Annotated in this window: 11 protein-coding genes and 1 riboswitch; of the genes, 7 read left to right on the top strand and 4 right to left on the bottom strand. The window is 67.4% G+C overall.

All coding sequences use genetic code 11. The features are described from left to right. The first annotated feature begins 49 nt into the window (after positions 1-49). The 5 genes from HNQ66_RS14425 to HNQ66_RS14405 all read left to right on the top strand — a co-directional run bounded on the left by HNQ66_RS14425 (position 50) and on the right by HNQ66_RS14405 (position 6559). The gene (locus HNQ66_RS14425; RefSeq protein WP_184144861.1) at positions 50-1249 is read left to right on the top strand and encodes an MFS transporter; all 1200 of its coding nucleotides are present in this window, start codon (positions 50-52) and stop codon (positions 1247-1249) included. Positions 1250-1343: 94 nt separating this feature from the next. Next, positions 1344-1454: riboswitch (TPP riboswitch) on the top strand. Positions 1455-1492: 38 nt separating this feature from the next. After that, positions 1493-2500 carry a thiamine ABC transporter substrate binding subunit gene (thiB, locus tag HNQ66_RS14420; protein ID WP_184144860.1) on the top strand — a complete coding sequence of 336 codons (1008 nt, stop codon included), beginning with the start codon at positions 1493-1495 and terminating at the stop codon, positions 2498-2500. Between the two features lies 1 nt (position 2501). Further along, the gene (gene thiP / locus HNQ66_RS14415) at positions 2502-4127 is read left to right on the top strand and encodes a thiamine/thiamine pyrophosphate ABC transporter permease (protein ID WP_184144859.1); all 1626 of its coding nucleotides are present in this window, start codon (positions 2502-2504) and stop codon (positions 4125-4127) included. Continuing rightward, entirely contained in the window at positions 4120-4839 is a 720-nt protein-coding gene (gene thiQ, locus HNQ66_RS14410; RefSeq protein WP_184144858.1) for a thiamine ABC transporter ATP-binding protein, read from the top strand. Before thiP ends, thiQ begins: the two co-directional genes overlap by 8 nt. 214 nt (positions 4840-5053) lie before the next feature. Beyond that, entirely contained in the window at positions 5054-6559 is a 1506-nt protein-coding gene (locus HNQ66_RS14405) for a M48 family metalloprotease (RefSeq protein WP_184144857.1), read from the top strand. 144 nt (positions 6560-6703) lie between these two features. Here the strand turns inward: HNQ66_RS14405 and HNQ66_RS14400 are convergent, their stop codons facing one another. After that, complete coding sequence (locus tag HNQ66_RS14400) at positions 6704-8011, bottom strand: NAD(P)/FAD-dependent oxidoreductase (RefSeq protein ID WP_184144856.1); 1308 nt, start codon at positions 8009-8011, stop codon at positions 6704-6706. After that, complete coding sequence (locus HNQ66_RS14395) at positions 8011-9360, bottom strand: glutamine synthetase family protein (RefSeq protein WP_184144855.1); 1350 nt, start codon at positions 9358-9360, stop codon at positions 8011-8013. The genes HNQ66_RS14400 and HNQ66_RS14395 overlap by 1 nt, the downstream gene beginning before the upstream one ends. A 178-nt stretch (positions 9361-9538) precedes the next feature. Here HNQ66_RS14395 and HNQ66_RS14390 point away from each other — a divergent pair, with 178 nt between their 5' ends. Next, a complete protein-coding gene (locus HNQ66_RS14390; protein WP_184144929.1) occupies positions 9539-10192 on the top strand; it encodes a GntR family transcriptional regulator in 654 nt (217 codons plus the stop codon). A gap of 77 nt (positions 10193-10269) precedes the next feature. Next, complete coding sequence (locus tag HNQ66_RS14385) at positions 10270-11523, top strand: NAD(P)/FAD-dependent oxidoreductase (protein ID WP_184144854.1); 1254 nt, start codon at positions 10270-10272, stop codon at positions 11521-11523. 79 nt (positions 11524-11602) lie between these two features. Here the strand turns inward: HNQ66_RS14385 and HNQ66_RS14380 are convergent, their stop codons facing one another. Continuing rightward, on the bottom strand, positions 11603-13429 hold the full coding sequence (locus HNQ66_RS14380) for an ABC-F family ATP-binding cassette domain-containing protein (RefSeq protein ID WP_184144853.1): 1827 nt from the start codon (positions 13427-13429) through the stop codon (positions 11603-11605). 3 nt (positions 13430-13432) lie between these two features. Then, entirely contained in the window at positions 13433-14089 is a 657-nt protein-coding gene (locus HNQ66_RS14375; protein ID WP_184144928.1) for a thiamine diphosphokinase, read from the bottom strand.

Below are 14089 nucleotides of genomic sequence, written 5' to 3'. Positions count from 1 at the left end.
TAATGGAGGCGCAACGGATCTCCTCCCCTGGGACCATTTCGAGGCCACCATGTCCACTATCGTTCCTGCGGCCCCGCGCGGCGCCGTCACCACCACCTATTCCATCATCCTGGCGGTCAGCGCCTGCCACATGCTGAACGACATCATGCAGTCACTGCTGACGTCGCTCTATCCGCTGCTCAAAGAGAATTATGCGCTCGATTTCGTGCAGATCGGCCTTTTGACCATGGCCTTCCAGGTCACGGCCTCGCTGCTGCAGCCGGCCGTCGGCCTCGTCACCGACCGCTGGCCGATGCCCTTCTCCCTGCCGGTCGGCATGGGCAGCACCTTCGTCGGGCTGATCATGCTCGCCTATGCGCATTCCTTCCCGGTGCTCGTCTTCGGCGCCTGCCTGATCGGTCTCGGCTCGGCAGTCTTCCATCCGGAATCCTCGCGCGTCGCGCGCCTCGCCTCCGGCGGGCGGCACGGGCTCGCCCAGTCGATGTTCCAGGTCGGCGGCAATGCCGGCACGGCGCTCGGGCCGCTGCTCGCCGCCTTCATCGTGCTGCCCTTCGGCCAGACGAGCGTCGCCTGGCTCTCGGTCGTCGCCCTTCTCGGCATGGGCATCCTCACCTGGGTCGGCAACTGGTATGCCGGCGAGCGCCGGCTTGCCGCGAGCCGCCCGGCCGCGAGCCGCGAGCTGCCGCTGCCGCGCGGCAAGGTTGCCTGGGCGCTCGCCGTCCTCGTCCTGCTGACGACGACGAAGAACGCCTATCTCTCCAGCATCTCGAGCTATTTCACCTTCTACACGATCAACCGCTTCGGCCTCGACGTGCAGCAGGCCCAGCTCATGCTGTTCCTCTTCCTCGGCTCCTCGGCGCTCGGCGTCTTCCTCGGCGGGCCGATCGGCGACCGCTTCGGCACGCGTTTCGTCATCTGGTTCTCGATCCTCGGCGTCATTCCCTTCGCGCTGCTGCTGCCCTATGCCAACCTCTTCTGGACGGGCGTGCTGACGGTGATGATCGGCCTCATCTTCTCCTCGGCCTTCTCCAACATCGTCGTCTTCGCGCAGGAACTGGTGCCGGGCCGCGTCGGCATGATCGCCGGCATCTTCTTCGGCTTCGCCTTCGGCGCGGGCGGCCTTGCGGCGGCCCTGCTCGGCGGCGTCGCCGACAGCCGCGGCATCGGCTTCGTCTTCAAGGCCTGCTCCTACATGCCGCTGCTCGGCATCCTGACGGTCTTCCTGCCGCGCCTGCCGGCAAAGCACTGAACCTTGCCGGAAGCACGCACGAAAAGAGGCCCGGATGCACCCCGCATCCGGGCCTTTGCTATTGCGCGCGGCCGCGCGCGGCATTATGCCTTCTCCTGCTCTAACGGGGTGCCCGCAGGTTTGCCTGCCGGCTGAGAGGCGGTTTCGCCAACCCGAAGAACCTGATCCGGCTCGTACCGGCGGAGGGATTAGACGGCACATCCAGCGCCCTATTCCCGTTTGTGACCAGACAAGGAGGCGCCGATGCGCAAGACTGTTCTCATTTCGATCGCGGCGCTTGCCGCATCCCTCGCCTTTCCCGCGTTCGCGCAGGAAAAGACGCTGACCGTCTACACCTACGAAAGCTTCGTCGCCGACTGGGGACCGGGGCCGAAGGTCAAGGAAGCCTTCGAGAAGACCTGCGGCTGCAAGGTCGAATGGGTGAGCGCCGCCGACGGCGTTGAGCTCCTCACGCGCCTGAAGCTGGAAGGCGAAGGCACGAAAGCCGACGTGGTGCTCGGCCTCGACACCAACCTCATCTCCGAAGCCAAGGCGACGGGCCTCTTCGAAAAGCACGGGCTGACGCCGGAAGGCCTCACCGTGCCGGGCGGCTTTTCCGACGATACGTTCCTGCCCTACGACTACGGCCATTTCGCCGTCGTCTATGATAGCGAGACGCTGAAGAACCCGCCGTCGAGCCTGAAGGACCTCGTCGAGGGCGACGCCTCGCAGAAGATCGTCATCGAGGATCCGCGCACCTCGACGCCGGGCCTCGGCCTCCTGCTCTGGGTGAAGTCCGTCTACGGCGACAAGGCGGGCGAGGCCTGGGGCAAGCTGAAGGACCGCGTCCTGACCGTCACGCCCGGCTGGTCGGAGGCCTACGGCCTCTTCACCAAGGGCGAGGCGCCGATGGTGCTCTCCTACACGACGTCCCCCGCCTATCATGTAATCGCGGAGAATACCGAGCGCTACAAGGCGGCTGCCTTCTCCGAGGGGCATTACGTGCAGATCGAGGTGGCGGGGATGACGCGCACCTCCGACGACAAGGATCTCGCCCGGAAGTTCCTGACCTTCATGGTCGGACCGGAGTTCCAGTCGGTCATCCCGGAAACCAACTGGATGATGCCCGTCGGCAAGACGAAGGAGCCGCTGCCGGCCGCCTTCGACGCGCTGGTGAAGCCGGAAAAGACCTTCCTGATGTCCTCGGAGGAGGTCGCGGCCAACCGCAAGGCCTGGATCGACGAGTGGCTTTCCGCCATGAGCGCGAAATAAGATGCTGTTCGCCCGCGCCGAACGCCGGACGCTGCGCGCCGCAGGGGCTTTCGCCCTTTGCGGCGTCGTCGCCTTCGTCGGCGCGGCGACGGCCGTGCTGCTCGGCCACGCGGGCGAGGGCGGCGGCGCGCCGCTCTTCGATGCCTATATCCGGCGGGTGGCGACGTTCACGCTGATGCAGGCCGTGCTCTCCACCGCGCTTTCCGTGCTGCTCGCCATCCCCGTCGCCCGGGCGCTGGCGCGCCAGCGGACCTTTCCGGGGCGCATGTGGATCCTCCGGCTTTCGGTCGTGCCGCTCGGCCTTCCGGCGCTGGTCGCCGCGCTCGGTATCGTCGAGATCTGGGGGCGGCAGGGCGTCGTCAACGATCTCCTGCGGCTCGCCGGCCTCAAGAATCCCGTCAGCGTCTACGGGCTTGCCGGCATCCTCATCGCCCATGTCTTCTTCAACCTGCCGCTCGCCGTGCGCTTCCTTGTCGCCGCGCTGGAGCGCATCCCGCCGGAATACTGGCTGACCTCGGCCAATCTCGGCATGCGGGGCGGAGCGGTCTTCCGGCTGATCGAATGGCCGGTCATCCGAAGGGTGCTGCCCGGCATTGCCGGCCTCGTCCTCATGCTCTGCGCGGCGAGCTTCACCATCGTGCTGACGCTCGGCGGCGGGCCGGCGGCCACCACCATCGAGGTGGCAATCTACCAGGCGCTGCGCTTTGACTTCGATCCGGCGCGCGCCGTGCTGCTCGCCTTCCTGCAGATCGTCGTGACGGGCGCGCTCCTCGCGCTCCTCTCGCTCTTCGGCCGCCCGCCCGAGGAGGGCGCGACGGCGGGCCGCGCCATCCGCCGCTTCGACGGGCGCCAGCGGCGCCTTGCCGACAGGCTCGTCATCCTTGTCTTCACGCTGTTCACCGCCGCCCCGCTCGCCGCCACCCTCGTCTCGGGGCTTGCGGCGGATTTCATGCGGCTTGCGCTCGATCCGCTGCTGCATCGCGCGCTTCTCACGAGCCTTGCCATCGCCTTCGCCTCGGCGAGCCTCAGCCTCGCGGTCGCCCTGCCCGTCGTGCTGGTGCCGCAGCTTCTCGGCGCGGGTGATACGGGCATGGGGACGCGGCTGATGGCGCGGGCGCTGCCGGCGGTCGGCTCGCTCATCCTTCTCGTGCCGCCGGTCGTCATGGCGACGGGCTGGTTCCTGATGCTGCGCACCTTCGGCGAGACCGGCCGCTTCGCGCCAGCCATCGTCACGGTCATCAACGCACTGATGGCGCTGCCCTTCGTGATCCGCGTGCTGGAGCCGGCCTATCGCACGCATCTGGCGCGCACCGCCCGGCTGGCCCTCAGCCTCGGCGTCACCGGGTTCGACCGCTTTGCCCGGATCGACTGGCCGGCGCTGAAGAAACCCTTCCTCACGGCCTTCGCCTTCGCCATGGCGCTGTCGCTCGGCGATCTCGGCGCGGTCGCCATCTTCGGCGCGGAAGGCTTCGTCACGCTGCCCTGGCTGCTCTTTTCCCGCATGGCGAGCTACCGCACGGCGGATGCGGCGGGCATCGCGCTCGTCCTCGGCGTGCTATGCCTTCTCCTGACGCTGCCCTCGACGGCGGCGGACCGTTCCAGCGAAAGCCCATCGTCCGATGCCTGAAACCGCGATCCTCCTTTCCGACGTGACCGTGCGCTTTGCGGAAAAGCGGCTTGCCTTCGACTGCGCCGTCCCGGCCGGTGCGGCGGTGGCCGTCGCCGGCCCTTCGGGGGCGGGGAAATCGACGCTGTTCAACGTCATCGCCGGCTTCGAGACGCCGCGCACGGGCCGCGTCGAACTGCTCGGGAAGGACATGGCGGGGCGCGAGCCGGCGGAGCGGCCGGTCTCCGTGGTCTTCCAGGACAACAATCTCTTCGCCCACCTCTCCATCGCCGACAATGTCGGCCTCGGCATCGATCCGGGGCTGAAGCTCGATTCGGCGGCGCGCCAGAGCGTCTTCTCGGCGCTGTCGCGCGTCGGGCTCGGCGGCTACGAGCGGCGCCTGCCGGGCTCGCTTTCCGGCGGCGAGCGCCAGCGCGTGGCGCTTGCCCGCGCTCTGGTGCGGCGCCGGCCGATCCTCCTGCTCGACGAGCCCTTCGCCGCGCTCGATCCGGCCATGCGGGGCGAGATGGCGGACCTTCTCGCCGAACTGCGCGCCGAGACGAAGAGCACCATGCTTTTCATCACCCACCAGCCGGAGGATATCCGCCGGCTTGCCGACCGGGCGATGTTCATCGAGGAGGGCGCGATCGTGCTCGACGAGCCGGTGCGCGACTTCCTTTCGCGCCGGGAACCACCAGGCGTTGCAAAATTCCTCGGCCATTCGGCGATCTAGCATCGGGCGGGTCGTCCTGTCGCTCCGCCGCGCCACAATTTGGACGCCCCCCTGTGTCACCGGAGCCACATGAAAACCGTTTGTCGAATCGGGAGTTGCCGGCCGGGTATGGCGCGTCTATCTCATCCATTCGAAGGCGCGAAGATGCGCGTCCGCGCTGCACCCGAGGGCTGTGGCAAGGGCGCGAACCCATCAAGGGGCTTGGGCAAGAGACATGGCGAAAGCGACGCAGGAAGCTGCAACGGTATCCGGGCGCGGGGTCGTAAGACCTGCCGCGGCCTTGCTGCTGGCCGCCTTCCTCCTGGCCGGCTGCACCACGCTCTTCGAGCAGGCCTATGAGCCGGCGATCTCGCCGTCCTCCAATCCGCAGATCGTCGAGGAAGTGCAGAAGAACGATCCGCGTGCGCAGATGGGCGCCCGCGAGCATCCGCGCATCGTGGCGAGCTACGGCGGCGAATACAAGGACGCCAAGACCGAGCGGCTCGTCGCGCGCATCGCCGGCGCGCTGACGGCCGTTTCGGAAAACCCGAACCAGTCGTACCGCATCACCATCCTCAATTCGCCGGCGATCAACGCCTTCGCGCTGCCGGGCGGCTATCTCTACGTCACGCGGGGCCTGCTGGCGCTTGCCAACGACGCCTCCGAGGTCGCGGCCGTCCTCTCGCACGAGATGGCGCACGTCACCGCCAACCACGGCATCGAGCGGCAGAAGAAGGAGGAGGCCGAGGTCATCGCCAGCCGCGTGGTGGCCGAGGTGCTGTCCAGCAACATCGCCGGCAAGCAGGCGCTGGCGCGCGGCAAGCTGCGCCTTGCCGCCTTCTCGCGCAACCAGGAGCTTCAGGCCGACGTGATCGGCGTGCGCATGCTGGGCGAGGCGGGCTACGACCCCTATGCCGCCGCGCGCTTCCTCGATTCCATGGCGGCCTATGCCCGCTTCACCGCCGTCGATCCGGATTCCGACCAGAGCCTCGACTTCCTGTCGAGCCATCCGAGCGCGCCGCAGCGCGTGGAGCTTGCCCGCATGCATGCCCGCGCCTTCGGCCCGGAAGGCACGATCGGCGACCGCGGGCGCGACTACTATCTCGCCGGCATCGACGGCCTGCTCTACGGCGATGCGCCGGAAGAAGGCTATGTGCGCGGCCAGACCTTCCTGCACGGCAAGCTCGGCATCCGTTTCGACGTGCCGGCCGGCTTCCAGATCGACAACAAGGCCGAGGCGGTGCTGGCGACCGGCCCGGGCGACGTGGCGATCCGCTTCGACGGCGTTGCCGACAGCCGCGGCCAGGACCTCGTCAACTACATTTCCAGCGGCTGGGTGACGGGCCTCAGGCCCGAGACGATCCGCCCGATCACCATCAATGGCCTGCCGGCGGCGACGGCGAAGGCTGCGGCCGACCGCTGGGAATTCGACGTCACGGTGGTGCGCATCGACGGCCAGATCTACCGCTTCCTGACGGCGGTGCCGACCGGCTCGGCCGCCCTGGAGCCGACCGCGAACATCCTGCGCAGCTCGTTCCGCAAGCTGACGCCGGCGGAAGTCGCCTCGCTGAAGCCCCTGCGCGTGCGCGTCGTCACCGCGCGCCCGGGCGACACGGTCGCCACATTGGCGGGCCGGATGCTGGGGACCGACCGCAAGCTCGACCTCTTCCGGCTGATCAACGCCATGACGATCACCAGCTCGGTCCAGCCCGGCCAGAAGTTCAAGATCATCAGCGAATGACGGCGCGGGCCGGGATCGAAAAGGTCGATCCTGGCGACGAACGAGCATCGCCCCGCGCACTCCGTCATCCTCGGGTCAAGCCCGACCATGACGGAAGAGAGGTGCTTATAGGCGGAAACGCCGGTCTTTTGCTTTAGCGCAGCCTCAGAGGCCGAAGGCGTCCTTGAACTGATACCACCAGGAGCCGATGGTGGAATATTGCGCGCGGAACATGCGCCCGCCCGGGAAGGGAATCCAGGGCAGCTTCTCGAACTGGCTGTAGCGCGAGAGATCGCCGTGGATCGCCTCGCTCAGGATCTTGCCGAAGAGATGCGAGCCGGTGACGCCGTGGCCGGAATAGCCGTGGGCGAAATACGTATTTTTCCCGATCTTGCCCATCTGCGGCACGCGCGAGAAGGAGAGGGCGAAATTTCCGCTCCAGGCATAGTCGATCTTCACGCCCTTGAGCGAGGGGAAGACCTTTTCGAGGTTCGGGCGGATTTTCGCGCGCACGTCGGCGGGGTCGGTGCCGCCGTAGACGGTGCCGCCGCCGAAGATCATGCGCTTGTCGGCCGACAGGCGGAAATAGTCGAGGATGTAGCGCACGTCCTCCACGCACATGTCGCTTGGGATGAGGGCATCGGCCCGCTCGGCGCCGAGCGGCTCGGTGGCGATCATCTGCGTGGAGACCGGCATGACGCGCGAGACGAGCTTGGGCACGACATGGCCGAGATAGGCATTGCCGCAGATGACGGCGGTGTTCGCCGTCACGCTGCCCCTTGCCGTGTGGATCACCGGCTTTTCGGCCTCGTGCTCGACGCGGATGACGGGGGACTGCTCGTAGATCACGCCGCCGAGGGATTCCAGCGCGGCGGCTTCCCCGAGGGTGAGGTTGAGCGGATGCAGGTGGCCGCCGGTCGTATCCAGCATGCCGCCGACATAGGCATCGGTGTTGACGAGCTTGCCGATGGCGTCCTTGTCGAGCAACTGGTGGTCGTCCATGCCGTAGCGCTTCCACAGCGCCTTCTTGTGCTCCAGCTCCTTCATGTGGGCGGGCGTGTAGGCGGCGTAGATGTTGCCGTCCTTCAGGTCGCAGTTAATGCCGTATTGCGAGACGAGGCGGCGGATGATCCGGCCGCCCTCCTGCACGAGGCCGCCGACGAAGGCGCCGGCTTCCTCGCCGTAGCGGCGCCTGATCGTGTCGAGGCTGGCATTGAGGCCGTTGACGAGCTGGCCGCCGTTGCGCCCGGACGCGCCCCAGCCGATACCGGCGCCTTCGACCATCACCACCTTGTAGCCGAGTTCGGCAAGGTGGATGGCGGTGGAAAGGCCGGAATAACCGGCGCCGAGCACGGCGACGTCGGCCGTGACCGCCCCTTCCAGCACCTTCGGCGTGCGGACGATGTTGCGGGAGGCAGCGTAGTAGCTGTCGGGATAGGCGCCGTTGCCGGCATAGGACTGGTTTTGGGCCATCAGACGATTTCCAGATAGGCGCTGAATTCGAAGTCGGTCACCTGCTCGGCGAAGCCGGCGATCTCCTGCCGCTTGCAGGCGATCAGCATGGAGCGCAGGTCCGCGTCGAAGATCTCCGAGACGATGGAGCCGTTCTCGAAGGCGGTGACGGCGGAGCCCCATTCCGAAGGGATGCGCGGCAGCTGCGAGAGATAGGCCCGGCCCGAGACGGGCGCCGGCGGCTCCCACTTGTTGCGGATGCCGACGAGGGCGGCGCCGAGGATGCCGGCCATGACGAGATAGGGATTGGCATCGGCGCCGGCGACGCGGTGCTCGATGCGCCGCGCCTTGTTGTTGCCGCCGGGAATGCGGATTGCCGCCGTGCGGTTCTCGTAGCCCCAGGAGATCGAGGTCGGGGCATGCGTGTCGGGACGAAGGCGCCGGTAGGAATTGTAGTGCGGGGCGAAGAGCAGGGTGGATTCGGCCATGCCACGCGTCAGGCCCGCGACGGCGTGCTTCATGATGGCCGAGCCTTCCGGCGTGCCGTCGTCGAAGACGTTGTTGCCGTCCTCGTCGATCACGGAGAAATGCATGTGCATGCCGCTGCCCGAGCGCATGCCGTAGGGCTTGGCCATGAAGGTGGCGGCAAAGCCGTGCTTGCGCGCGACGCCCTTGATGATGCGCTTGAAGAACAGCGCGTCGTCGGCGGCCTTCAGCGGGTCGTCGGAATGGATGAGGTTGATCTCGAACTGGCCGATGCCGTTTTCCGCCACGGCCGAATCCGCCGGCACGTTCTGCCGCTCGCATTCGGCATAGACGTCGGAGAAGAACTGGCCGAAATCGTCCAGTTCGTCGATCGAGAGGATGGCGTCGGAATCGAGGCGCTTGCCGGTATAGGGCGAGATCGGCGGCTCGGCATGGTCCGGCTCGGCGTCGATCAGGTAGAATTCCATCTCCGAGGCGACGACCGGGCGAAGGCCGAGTTCATGGTACTGCCGCACGATATGGGCGAGCGCCTGGCGCGGATCGGCAAGGAAGGGCTCGCCCGATTCCTTGAACAGCCAGAGCGGCACGACGGCGGAGGGTTTCAGGGTCCAGTTGACGGGCAGCGCCCCGCGGCCGGTCGGGCTGCAGATGCCGTCCATGTCGCCGCTGGCGAACACATGGCTGGAACCGACGATGTCCTCGCCCCACACGTCGACGCCCGCGATGGACAGCGGCATGCGGATGCCGCCCTTCAGCACCTTCTCGGCCTGCCCGACGGGCACGCGCTTGCCGCGCAGGATGCCGTTCAGGTCGCAGATGACCGCCTGGATGCTCTCCACGCCGTCGGCATTGATGAGCCAGTTGGAATCCTCGTCCAGCACCATGATCCCCTTCCATATCACATAATTATTTTTGTGATCACATTTTCAGGATATGCACACTTTCTTGTCGTGGGTCAAGCTGCTAGAACCTGTCCGACGGGCAGGATAGCACCCGGCGGCCTTTCGCAGGAGGAATGGATTGGGCAACTTGGCGCTTGAGCCGCTGGACCGGCCGGAAGGCATGACGACGCATGAATATGCGCATCGGCGCCTGCGCCAGGCGATCATGGTGGGCTCCATCCGGCCCGGGGAATCGCTGACGATCCGGGGGATCGCGGAAGCCATGGAATCGAGCCCGACGCCGGTGCGCGAGGCCTTGCGGCGCCTATCCTCGGAAGGGGCGCTGCGCGTCCTCGACAACCGCCGCATCATGGTGCCGCGCATGACGGCCGATCGCTTCAGCGAGCTCGTCTCGCTGCGCGCCGTGCTGGAGCAGCATGCCGCCCGCCGCGCCGTGCCGCATATCACCGAGCGGCGCATCGACCGGCTGGAGGAGATCGACAGGGCGCAGGACGAGGCCATCGCCCGCAAGGACAATGCGACCGCGCTGCTCCTCAACCAGGAATTCCACCGCACGCTCTACACGGCCAATCCCGAACAGGTGATCATGCCGATGGTGGAGAGCGTCTGGCTCCAGCTCGGCCCCTTTCTCGGCATCGCCATGGAGCATGTCGCCCAGCTCTATTTCGTCGACCGCCACCATGAGGCGATCGCGGCCCTGCGCAAGCGCGACGAGAATGCCGTGGCAGCGGCGATCAAGGCCGACATCTCCGAGGGCATCGGCGGCTTCGAGCGCGCGGCGATAGAAAACCTGCTGCGGCTTGCGGGGCAATAGGCGTCCGGTCGCAGGTGTTGCCTTGCCGCGGGCCGCATGCATTGATGAGCCGATGTGACTTTCCTTGGGGCAGGCAGATGAAGACGGATGTGATTGTTCTCGGCGCGGGCGTGGTCGGCATTTCGACGGCGATCCACCTGGCGCGGCGCGGCAAGCAGGTCGTGCTGATCGACCGGCGCGGGGCGGCGGAGGAAACCTCCTACGGCAATGCCGGCCTCATCCAGCGCGAGGGCGTCTACCCCTACGGTTTCCCGCACGATTTCGGCGCGCTCTTCCGCTACGCGCTGAACAACACCATCGACGCGCATTACCATCCGTCCGCGATCCCCGGCATCATCCCGTTCCTGGCGCGCTACTGGTGGCATTCCGGCTTCCGCCAGCACCAGAGCATCGCCCATCTCTATGCGCCGCTCATCGAGCATTCGATCAGCGAGCATGCCGACCTCATCGCCGCCTCCGGCGCCGAGGATCTCATCCGCAAGGACGGCTGGATGAAGGTTTTTCGCACGGAGAAGGCGCGCGACGCGGCCTATGCGGAAGCCGAAAAGCTCTCGGCCAATTTCGGCGTCAACCACCAGAAGCTGACGCCGGCGGAGCTGGCCGCCGCCGAGCCGGATATCCGCGCCGAGCTCACGGGCGGCCTGCGCTGGACCGACCCGTGGTCGATCCTCGATCCGCAAAGCCTCCTGAAGCGCTATCTCGCCTATTTCCAGTCGCTCGGCGGCGAGCTGAAATCGGGCGATGCGGCCACCATCGAGCATGTGCTGGAGGGCGAGGGCTGGCGCATCGCCACGCCCGAAGGCCCGCTCGAGGCGAAGGATGTCGTCGTCGCGCTCGGCCCCTGGGCCGATACCGTGACGCGCAAGCTCGGCTATCATTTCCCGCTCGCCGTCAAGCGCGGCTACCACATGCATTACGGCGCGGAAGAGGGCGCAAAACTCAACAACTGGGTGCTCGATGCCGAGCGCGGCTATTTCCTCGCGCCCATGCTGCGCGGCATCCGCCTGACGACCGGCGCGGAATTCGCAAGGCGCGACACGCGCAAGACCCCGGTGCAGCTTCGCCGGGCGGAAAAGGTGGCGCGCGAATTCTTCCCGCTCGCCGAGCGGCGCGACGAGGAGCCGTGGATGGGCGCCCGTCCCTGCACGCCGGACATGATGCCGATCATCGGCAAGGCCCCGCGCCACGCCGGCCTCTGGTTCGCCTTCGGCCACGCCCACCACGGCATGACCCTCGGCCCGATCACCGGCCGCGTGCTGGCGGAGAAGATGCTGGGCGAGCGCACGGCAATCAATATCGGTCCCTACCGGCCGGAGCGGTTCATCGCGTAATGTCGCGTATTGGGGTGCATTGATGCTCGAGTCGAACCGAGCCCGACGATGGAGAGGCTTGCGGGCGATGCTGATGTCCTCAGCCCTCCAGCTCCTCCCGCAGCATTTCCAGCTCCAGCCATTCCTCTTCCATCTTCGTCAGCGAGGCGCGCAGCTTTTCCAGGTCCGCGGCGAGCTTGTTGAAGGCGGCGGGGTCCTTGGTGAAGAGGGTCGGGTCGGCCATCTTCGCCTCGCGGGCGGCGATGTCCTTTTCCACCTTCTCCATCTCCTTCGGCAGGTTTTCGAGGGCGAATTTCTGCTTGTAGGAGAGCTTTGCCTTCGCCTTGTCCGCCGGGGCCGCGGCGGGCGCGGCATCGGAGGCCTTCGCCTTCTCGGCCTTCTCCGCCCTGCGCTTCTCCTCGATGGCGCCGCGGCGCTGGGCCATCATGTCGGAATAGCCGCCGGCATATTCGATCCAGCGGCCGTCCGGATTTTCCGGGTCGGCGGGCGCGATGGTCGAGGTGACGGTGCGGTCGAGGAAGTCGCGGTCGTGGCTGACCAGCAGCACCGTGCCGGCAAAGCCCGCGACGATCTCCTGGAGGAGGTCCAGCGTCTCGATGTCGAGGTCGTTGGTCGGCTCGTCGAGGATGAGCAGGTTCGTCGGCCGCGAGAGGATGCGCGCCAGCATCAGCCGGGCGCGTTCGCCGCCGGAAAGGTTGCGGATCGGCGTGCGGGCCTGCTCGGGCTGGAAGAGGAATTCCTTCATGTAGCCCGTCACATGGCGCTGCTCGCCGTTCACCAGCAGCGTCTCGCCGCGCCCGTCGGTGAGATAGTGCGCGAGCGTGTCGTCGAGGTTCAGGTCCTCGCGGCGCTGGTCGAGCGTGGCGATCTCCAGGTTCGTGCCGAGCTTCACCGTGCCGCTGTCGGGCGCAAGCTGGCCGGTCAGCATCTTCAGTAGCGTCGTCTTGCCTGCGCCGTTCGGGCCGACGAGGCCGATGCAGTCGCCCCGGTGCACGCGGATCGAGAAGGGCGCGACGATGGTGCGCGCGCCATAGGCCTTCGTGATCTTCTCCGCCTCGATGACGAGCTTGCCGGATTCCTGCGCATCGGAGGCGCTCGCCTGTACGCTGCCCTGCGGCCCCTTGTGGCCGCGGTAGCGGGCGCGCAGGTCGTGCAGCGCGCCGAGCCGGCGCATGTTGCGCTTGCGCCGCGCCGTCACGCCGTAGCGTAGCCAGTGCTCCTCGCGCTCGATGGCCTTGCCGAGCTTGTGCTGCTCCAGCTCCTCGGCCTCCAGCACCTCGTCGCGCCAGGCCTCGAAATGGCCGAAACCTCGGTTGAGCCGGCGCGACTGGCCGCGGTCGAGCCAGACGGTGGCGTTGGAGACCTTTTCGAGGAAGCGCCGGTCGTGCGAGATGACGACGAGGGCCGAGCGGGTCGATTGCAGCTCGCCTTCCAGCCACTCGATGGTCGGAAGGTCGAGATGGTTGGTCGGCTCGTCGAGAAGCAGGATATCCGGTTCCGGCGCCATGACGCGGGCGAGCGCCGCCCGCCGCGCCTCGCCGCCCGAGAGCGATTTCGGGTCCTCGCTGCCGGTAAGGCCGAGATGCTCGAGCAGGTAGGTGACGCGGTAGGGATCGTCGGAGGGGCCGAGGCCCGCCTCCGCATAGGCGGCGACCGTGTCGTAGCCCTCGAAATCCGGCGCTTGGTGCAGGTAGCGGATCGTCGCGGACGGATGGCGGAAGACCTCACCGGACTGCGCCTCGGCAAGGCCGGCGGCGATCTTCATCAGCGTCGACTTGCCTGAGCCGTTGCGCCCGACGAGTGAGATGCGGTCGCCGGGCTCCACCTGCAGGCTCGCGCCGGCAAGCAGCGGCGTGCCGCCGAAGCTGAGGAAGATATCGTCGAGTTTGAGGATGGGCGGTGCCAAGGGTCAGGCTCCTGAAAGGTCATAGGGCCGCGCGATGAGGACGGCGCGGCCGGAGGCGAGCGAAAGGCGGATCGGGCCCTCCGCGACATTGGAGATGGTGCGCGACGAGCCGAAGGGCAACGAGAAATCGGTGAGCGGATAGCGCACATTCGAAAGGAAGAGGCCGGCGAGCGGCGAAAGGCCGAGGACGGAGAAGAGGCTGTCCTTCGGCAGGTCGATCTCGCGGGTGCCGGGCAGGAGCGGCCAGGCCTCCTCCTCGCCGGAGGTGAGCTTGATGGCAAATCCCTCCTCCGCCAGCGAGACGGCTTGGAGGAGGTGCATCAGCGCATGGTCGCTGCGTTCGCCGCCGAGCGCGCCGGCAAGGACGATGCTCTTCGCGCCGCGTTCGGCCGCGGCGGAAACGGCGATCGCCCCGTCCGTCTCGTTCTTGGCGGTCGGATAGGGCTGGCGCTCGACATGCGGCCATGCGGCGAGAAGCGCGGGCGGCGTGGAATCGAAATCGCCGACCCAGACATCCGGCGTGACGCCGAGGCTTGCGGCGTGCCGCATGCCGCCGTCCGCCGCGATGAAGCGGGCGCCGGCGACGTCCGCGGCAAGCCGCGGCGTCGCCGTGAGGGCGCCGCCGAGGAGGACGACGAATTTTTCGGTCTGGTCCGGCAT

The organism is Shinella fusca, from assembly GCF_014203155.1.
Taxonomy (GTDB): Bacteria; Pseudomonadota; Alphaproteobacteria; order Rhizobiales; family Rhizobiaceae; genus Shinella; species Shinella fusca.
Note: the sequence above shows the minus strand (reverse complement) of the source record. Positions and strands in the feature narration are given on the sequence as shown.

Bases quoted from the DNA above. Each gene is read 5' to 3' on its own strand.
- HNQ66_RS14425 (WP_184144861.1), top strand. From the start codon at position 50: ATGTCCACTATCGTTCCTGCGGCCCCGCGCGGCGCCGTCACCACCACC.
- thiB (WP_184144860.1), top strand. From the start codon at position 1,493: ATGCGCAAGACTGTTCTCATTTCGATCGCGGCGCTTGCCGCATCCCTC.
- thiP (WP_184144859.1), top strand. From the start codon at position 2,502: ATGCTGTTCGCCCGCGCCGAACGCCGGACGCTGCGCGCCGCAGGGGCT.
- thiQ (WP_184144858.1), top strand. From the start codon at position 4,120: ATGCCTGAAACCGCGATCCTCCTTTCCGACGTGACCGTGCGCTTTGCG.
- HNQ66_RS14405 (WP_184144857.1), top strand. From the start codon at position 5,054: ATGGCGAAAGCGACGCAGGAAGCTGCAACGGTATCCGGGCGCGGGGTC.
- HNQ66_RS14400 (WP_184144856.1), bottom strand. From the start codon at position 8,011: ATGGCCCAAAACCAGTCCTATGCCGGCAACGGCGCCTATCCCGACAGC.
- HNQ66_RS14395 (WP_184144855.1), bottom strand. From the start codon at position 9,360: ATGGTGCTGGACGAGGATTCCAACTGGCTCATCAATGCCGACGGCGTG.
- HNQ66_RS14390 (WP_184144929.1), top strand. From the start codon at position 9,539: ATGACGACGCATGAATATGCGCATCGGCGCCTGCGCCAGGCGATCATG.
- HNQ66_RS14385 (WP_184144854.1), top strand. From the start codon at position 10,270: ATGAAGACGGATGTGATTGTTCTCGGCGCGGGCGTGGTCGGCATTTCG.
- HNQ66_RS14375 (WP_184144928.1), bottom strand. From the start codon at position 14,089: ATGCCGGACCAGACCGAAAAATTCGTCGTCCTCCTCGGCGGCGCCCTC.